General features: G+C 76.7%; 7 protein-coding genes. 4 read left to right on the top strand and 3 right to left on the bottom strand.

Annotation, left to right across the window (positions count from 1 at the left end; all coding sequences use genetic code 11):
* A partial coding sequence (locus tag ABQ292_RS26110) for an SAF domain-containing protein (protein ID WP_369210616.1) occupies positions 1 to 668 on the bottom strand: 668 nt, incomplete at its 3' end.
* 209 nt (positions 669 to 877) lie between these two features.
* Between ABQ292_RS26110 and ABQ292_RS26105 the strand changes: the two genes are divergently transcribed.
* Positions 878 to 1,264 (top strand): helix-turn-helix domain-containing protein, encoded by a 387-nt coding sequence (locus tag ABQ292_RS26105; RefSeq protein ID WP_369210615.1) that lies wholly within the window; start codon positions 878 to 880, stop codon positions 1,262 to 1,264.
* A 2-nt stretch (positions 1,265 to 1,266) separates the two neighbouring features.
* On the opposite strand, the gene ABQ292_RS26100 is transcribed toward ABQ292_RS26105, so the two are convergent.
* Entirely contained in the window at positions 1,267 to 1,836 is a 570-nt protein-coding gene (locus tag ABQ292_RS26100; RefSeq protein ID WP_369210614.1) for a hypothetical protein, read from the bottom strand.
* 86 nt (positions 1,837 to 1,922) lie between these two features.
* On the opposite strand from ABQ292_RS26100, the gene ABQ292_RS26095 reads away from it, so the two are divergent.
* The 3 genes from ABQ292_RS26095 to ABQ292_RS26085 all read left to right on the top strand — a co-directional run bounded on the left by ABQ292_RS26095 (position 1,923) and on the right by ABQ292_RS26085 (position 4,024).
* Positions 1,923 to 2,615 carry a LysM peptidoglycan-binding domain-containing protein gene (locus ABQ292_RS26095; protein WP_369210613.1) on the top strand — a complete coding sequence of 231 codons (693 nt, stop codon included), beginning with the start codon at positions 1,923 to 1,925 and terminating at the stop codon, positions 2,613 to 2,615.
* Positions 2,616 to 2,714: 99 nt separating this feature from the next.
* Positions 2,715 to 3,275, top strand: a complete 561-nt coding sequence (locus tag ABQ292_RS26090; protein ID WP_369210612.1) for an Rv3235 family protein — start codon at positions 2,715 to 2,717, stop codon at positions 3,273 to 3,275.
* 332 nt (positions 3,276 to 3,607) lie between these two features.
* Entirely contained in the window at positions 3,608 to 4,024 is a 417-nt protein-coding gene (locus tag ABQ292_RS26085; RefSeq protein WP_369210611.1) for an ester cyclase, read from the top strand.
* A gap of 251 nt (positions 4,025 to 4,275) precedes the next feature.
* Here the strand turns inward: ABQ292_RS26085 and ABQ292_RS26080 are convergent.
* Positions 4,276 to 4,549: SEC-C metal-binding domain-containing protein (locus ABQ292_RS26080; RefSeq protein ID WP_369210610.1), on the bottom strand; the 274-nt coding region annotated here is incomplete at its 5' end.

The following is a 4,549-nucleotide window of genomic DNA, read 5'->3' as shown; positions in this document are numbered from 1 at the left end:
GAGTGCGCGACCACGACCAGCGGGCGGCCGCCGATCGACCCCAGCACGCCGGGCGCCTGCGCGGCCGGCACCGAGACGACCACCTGGACGGTCGTGGTCGCCGTCGACAGCACGCCGTCGGTCCGGCCGCTCACCGCCTGCACCGGCGCCGCCCGGACCACCAGGACCACGCCCTCCCCGGTCGTGGTGCCGGCCGGGTCGGTGACGCCGTAGACGTCCACCACCTGCCCGCGCGCCAGGCCCGGCGGGACGTAGCCGGCCTGCACCGGCAGGGCCACCTGCACGAGCTCCCGCGGCTCCTCGAGCGCCGTCCGCGGCAGCAGCTCCCCCGCACGGACCGCCCGCGCCAGCGTCCGCCCCGCCGGGTCGGTGCCGGTGGACAGGTAGGCGCCCGCGGCGTCCCCGAGCCGCACGTCGACGGCGACGAGGTCCTCGGGCCCGAGCACGGTCCCGGCCGCCAGGTCACCGGCCACCGACCACACCGGCACCGTCGCGTCGGCCGCCGTCACGACCCGCGCACCCAGCAGCACCGAGCCGAGGACGAGCAGCACGCCGAGCACCAGCCGCAGGTCCAGCCAGCGGGGCGCGCGCACCCGCCGCGGCACCGGGCCGGGCGTCCCCTCACCGGCCGCCGCGGGCGCCGGGGCCGTGCGTGTGGCAGCGCTCACCCAGCGCCCCTCCCTCCGTGTCCGGGACTCCCCCGGCGGCCCACCGTCCCGGTGGGCGCGCGTCCGACCGACCGCTCCGCGCGGTCGGACGCAGATGATGCGGTACGGACACCGATGCGTGCACCGGCTGTCCACACGTTCGGGTGTGGACGAGATGCGCCCGGGTGAGCCCCGTCCTGACAGACTGGCGGCGACCGGACGGAGAACCCATGCCCTCACCGCGCTTCCTGACCCTCGACGACGTCGCCGAGGTCCTCAACGTCTCGTGGTCGCAGGCCTACGCCCTCGTGCGGCGGCGGGAACTGATCGCCATCCAGATCGGCGGCCGCGGCCAGTGGCGGGTCGAGGTCGACGAACTCGAGCGCTTCATCCAGCAGAAGTACGCCGAGGCACGTGCCGGCGCGGTGCCCGCGCCCGGCGAGCTGACCTCCGAGGGCGCCGGCCCGGACGACGGCGGCCCGGACGACAGCGGCCCGGACGACAGCGGCCCGGCCGGGAGCGGGGCGGACGACGGCAGCACGGCCGGACGCCCCGGTGACGAGCCGGCCACGGCAGCGGCGTCGGGCCGATCTCCCGGGCGGGGACGCCGCCGCTGACCTCAGGCGGCGCCGGGGGTCAGCGTCCGCACGACCGCGACCGCCGCCAGGGCCACCGCCCGCACGCCACGTACCGCACCCGGCCGGCGGAAGTCGTCGGCCGCGTGCTCGGCGAGCTCGACGAAGTCCGCTCCGACGCGGTCCACCGTCCCGGTCAGCACCCCGCCGTCGTCGAGCACCAGCGCCACCGCGCTCCGGTCACGCGCCAGTCCGCGCAGCGCCCGGCGCAGGTCCACCGCGGCGCCCACGCGTGACGCCGGGGCGGGCGCCGCCGTCGTCCGCACCAGCCCGGCCACCGCCAGCACGGCCGGCAGCGCCACCAGCACCTCGCGCCCGGCGTCGTCCTCCAGCAGCAGCCAGTCCGGCCCGCGCTCGGTCAGCCGTCCGGCCACGTCACCGGCCCCCCGGCAGCGCAGCGAGACCCGTCCGCCCAGGGCGCTACCGAGCCGCTCGGCCAGCCGCACCGCGCCCGTCTCCGCCCGCGCCCGCGAGGGCAGCTGCGCCCGCTCCTCGGCCGCCTCGGCCTCCTCGAACTCCGCCTGCAGGTCGGCGAACAGCTGCTGCCAGCGCATGACGCCGAGCCTAGATGCACAGCATCTCTTGCGTTTGCATGTGTTTGCTTGCTTGAGTACGTCGTCGGTCGCGGAAGGGAGAGGACATGTCGGTACGTCGACTCGTCGGCACGACGGTGGTGATGGCCGTGGTGGCCCTGGTCCTGCGCCTGCTCACCCCCGACCTCGCGTGGCTGCACGCCGTCGACGGCGACCTGCAGCACGCCGTGGACGTCGCCGGGCCGGAGGCCCTGCTGCTGACCGCCGTCGCTGCCATCGCCTGGACGGTCTGGGCCTGGGGTGTGCTGGGGCTCGTGCTCACCGCGCTCTCGGGCCTGCCGGGCCTGGCCGGTGCGGCCGCCCGCGTCCTCCTGCGCGGGGTGCTGCCGGCCTCGGCACGGCGCGCCGCCGCCCTGGCGCTGGGTGTGGGCCTGGTCACCGCTCCGGCACTGACCGCGTGCTCGACCACGGCCCCGCCGACGGCCACCGTCGCGACCGCGGGTCTGACCGCTGCGGCTGCCGCCTCCCCGGGTGCCGTCCCCGACTGGCCGGCCGCACCCGCGACGGCGTCGTCGGCGCCGCCCGACTGGCCGGCTCCCCGGCCCGGGGACCACGTCGTGCTGCGCGGCGAGTGCCTGTGGTCGATCGCCGAGGCCGACCTGCGGGCCCGGACCGGTCTGGACCCGGGCGACGGCGAGGTGGCCGCGGCCGTCGCCCGCTGGTGGAGCACCAACGCGGACGTCATCGGCCCCGACCCGGACCTGCTGCTGCCCGGCCAGGTGTTGCGCCCACCCTCCTGACCGGCCCGCCCTGTCCCGCCATCACCCCGACCCCTCACCGTCCGGCCGCTCCCCCGGCCCGCGTCGTCCCGTCCTCCGACCCGACCCCCGGGAGCTCCCGTGACCGCACCGGCCCACCCCGCCGCACCGACCGCCTCTGCCGAGCCGGCTCCGCTCCGGACACTGCGGCTGACGCTCGTGCCCGCCCTGCACCCGACCCTCGACGGCCCGGCGGTGCCGCTGGTCGACCCGTCCACTCCACCGCCGCGTCCGCCGCACCGCCCCGGGCCGCGGCCGACACCGCCGGGGCAGCGCCGGACGCCGGTGGACGCCTTCGGGCCGGCCTGGTCCGTGCGGGCCGACCTCCCCGACCCGCGCGCCGCCGGCCGCCTGCTGCTCACCACCACGCTCGAGGCCCTGGCCGGCCGACGGCCGCTGTCCCAGGTGCAGCGGCTGACCTCCCCGGGCGTGCACGCGGCACTGACGCAGGGACGACCGCCGGCGTGGTGCCGCGAGGGGACCGCGCCGCTGGTCCTGGGCCCGGTGCACGTGTGCGAGCCCGTCGACGGCGTGGCCGAGGTCAGCGCGGTGGCGCGGCGGGCCGGACGCGCGCACGCGGTGGCCGCCCGGCTCGAAGGCGTCGACGGGCGCTGGCGCTGCACCGCCCTGACGATCGGCTGACCGCCGACAGCCGGCTCCGCCCCGCGAGCTCCTGCCCCGTTCGACGGATCCGCGCGTCCAGCTCGTCCGCCCAGGCCTCGGTGCCCTCGAACACGTCGAGCGGGAGCCGCACTCCGAGCGGTGCACGGACGAGCAGCACGCACCCCTGGGGAGCCGTCCTGCCGCACGACCGGGCCAGCACAACCCATGGTGAACTCAACTCATCGTGAAGTACATTCACGATATGGGATCGGCGAGAGAGACGCCGACCTCATCCGCACACCCACCTGGCAGACCGACGCACGACGGGTGCTCAGCACACAGCCGTGTCCCCCTCGACCGAGGAGCCGCTCATGTCCGCTCACGCCACGTCGACCGCCGCCAACGTCGAGCTCCTGCGATCGACCTTCGCGGCGTTCAACGCCGACGACCTCGGCACCTGCCTCGCCAACCTGGCCGAGGACTTCGTCATCAACCTGGCCGGAGTGCCGCAGATGCGCGGCCGGGACACCTGGCGTCAGGGCGTCGAGGTGATGAAGCGCGCCTTCCCCGACGTGACCGTGCAGATCGAGGACGTCGTCGCCTCCGACGACCGCGTGGCGGTCCGGCTCACCCTGCGCGGCACGCACACCGGGGAGTTCGAGGGCATCCCCGCGACCGGCCGGGCGGTGGAGTACTCGAGCAACGAGTTCTACCGCTTCGCCGACGGCGTGATCGCCGAGGAGTGGATCTGCTCCGACACGGCCACGCTGCACAGGCAGATCACCTGACCGGAACCCCCGCCGCGGCGGCCTCCACTCGCCGCGGCACCGCGACGCCTCGCTCCTGACCCGCCGCGGGGAGCGGGTGGAGCCGGTGCAGGAGCGGCTGGGTCACTCGTCAGCGGTGACGACGCCCGGCACGCACTCGCACCCGTGGCCGGACCCCGACGACCGGACCGTCCGGACGCCGACGACGTCCCCGGAGCCGCTGTGCACTCCGAGTGCGCAGCGGCCCGCCGGCCGGAGGTGAGGAGTGCAGGTCAGCGGCCGGCTGCCCCGTGGCACGCCTTGTACTTCCTGCCCGAGCCGCAGGGGCACGGGGCGTTGCGGGCCGGCTCCTTGGTGCCGGTGACCGTCGCCGTCTTCGCCGCCTTGGCCGGGCCGCTCTCCTTGGCGGAGGGGTCCAGGCTCGGCGCCGAGTAGGTCAGGCCCTCCGTCGAGTGGTGTGACTCGTCGAGACCCTTGACCGCCAGCTGCGGGCCGGTGCCCGAGGGGGCCGGCGTCTCCTCGGCCGGAGCCGGGGTCGGGGCGGGC

This window comes from Geodermatophilus maliterrae (assembly GCF_041018925.1).
Classification (GTDB): domain Bacteria; phylum Actinomycetota; class Actinomycetes; order Mycobacteriales; family Geodermatophilaceae; genus Geodermatophilus; species Geodermatophilus maliterrae.
Note: the sequence above shows the minus strand (reverse complement) of the source record. Positions and strands in the feature narration are given on the sequence as shown.

Bases quoted from the DNA above. Each gene is read 5' to 3' on its own strand.
- ABQ292_RS26105 (WP_369210615.1), top strand. From the start codon at position 878: ATGCCCTCACCGCGCTTCCTGACCCTCGACGACGTCGCCGAGGTCCTC.
- ABQ292_RS26100 (WP_369210614.1), bottom strand. From the start codon at position 1,836: ATGCGCTGGCAGCAGCTGTTCGCCGACCTGCAGGCGGAGTTCGAGGAG.
- ABQ292_RS26095 (WP_369210613.1), top strand. From the start codon at position 1,923: ATGTCGGTACGTCGACTCGTCGGCACGACGGTGGTGATGGCCGTGGTG.
- ABQ292_RS26085 (WP_369210611.1), top strand. From the start codon at position 3,608: ATGTCCGCTCACGCCACGTCGACCGCCGCCAACGTCGAGCTCCTGCGA.